1 protein-coding gene and 1 pseudogene are annotated in these 1,405 nt (G+C 59.4%); both read right to left on the minus strand.

The window, feature by feature from the left end:
• Positions 1 to 194: pseudogene (locus tag TX80_RS19605) on the minus strand (hypothetical protein); the annotation flags it as partial.
• Between the two features lie 2 nt (positions 195 to 196).
• The gene (locus tag TX80_RS19610; RefSeq protein WP_394324876.1) at positions 197 to 1,228 is read right to left on the minus strand and encodes an eCIS core domain-containing protein; all 1,032 of its coding nucleotides are present in this window, start codon (positions 1,226 to 1,228) and stop codon (positions 197 to 199) included.
• Positions 1,229 to 1,405: the final 177 nt, after the last annotated feature.

Below are 1,405 nucleotides of genomic sequence, written 5' to 3' on the forward strand. Positions count from 1 at the left end.
AATCGGCGGGCTTGTGAGAAACTTTCGTCCTCCTTGTTAGTACGTTCTTTAGGGTTAGAAGGATATCCATCAATCTGTTTGTGGTGCTGTATTTCCCCATCGAAGCCGGAAGCAATCTGGTGCTCAACACCGTTATTGTCAGTAACATTAATTCCTATACCTTTGTCGTCTTCACCTACTATCTTGGCTTCCATAGTCATCGGTTCCAGAACCGGCCACCAGATTCGTCTTGGTTCTCCTCCATCTCCTCACGCTGGCCCTTTTCGTCGTCGTTGAAGATAGAGAGGCGATCTTTGAGACTCTTGTAACCGTCCCCGAGTTTTTCGAGGATTTCCGCGCCGTCGATGGCCTGCTGGAGGCCGTAAGTACCGCCAGCGAGAACCGCCGTCAGACCGGCAGCAGCCACCACATCACCGTTCTGGGCGAGCGTTGGCAAGAGATCCATCAGCATCTCGTTGCCCGCGATGGCATTACCGAGGTCAGTCTCGGTCGCCGCTCGTGTCCCAGCAGTGATCCCACTGGCTCCGACAGCCGCAGCGGCACCGGCCGTCTTATCTGCCCATCCGCTGTGTACTTCATCCTCGAGCGCACTCAAGTTGGATTTTGTGTCTTGAATCTCTCGCTGGTTTTCAGTGACGGTTTCCCGCAGATCGGCCACCGCTTCAGTGAGCGTGTCGAGTCCTTCATAGGTCATCGACTCGGCGCTCTTTGCCACTCGCTGGACGTGAACGTCCGTCCCCATCCGATTGATCGTCAGTGGCTCATCCGACAGCGCGTCGTTGGCTGCCTCGTCGGCCTCCCGCTCTAACTGCGGATCCGGATCGATCTCCAAGTCAGCATCCGACTGAGGCATCATGCTGATCGCCGCACCGGTCTGCTGGCGGACATGAGCTAACTCGTGCGCGAGCAAAAACTGCCCCTCCGCGCTCTCGGGATCGTACTCACCGGAATTAAAGACGATGTCGTTGCCGCAGGTGAACGCTTTCGCGTCGATCGACTCAGCCGCTTCGGCGGCTTTCGCGCCCGTGTGAACCCGGACGTTCGAGAAATCGGCGTCCATCCGCTCTTCGAGGGCACGCTGAATCGGCTTGTCCAGCGGTTGTCCGCCGTCGCCGAGGACGTCTAAGACCGTATCAGGCACGTCACCTTGGGTCGTATCGGTACCGGCGAGTGCGCGCTGGATCTGTTGCTCGCGTGGAGTTTGATAGCCGTGCACGTTGCCGGCCAGTGTGTGTTCGGCGATGGGACCAGAAGGCGGCGTCGCGGTTTCGGCCGCGGCCCCTTCGCCGGGGACTGGCCCGGCGACTGCGGCCGGGTTCCTCGCTCGAGACGATCGACCGGCCGCCGATCGAGACTGATCAGCGTCCGCGTTCGAGGACTTCTTGTCGCGTTCGCGCTCGCGCTT

Origin of the sequence: Halopiger djelfimassiliensis, assembly GCF_000455365.1 — an archaeon.
Lineage (GTDB): Archaea > Halobacteriota > Halobacteria > Halobacteriales > Natrialbaceae > Halopiger_B > Halopiger_B djelfimassiliensis.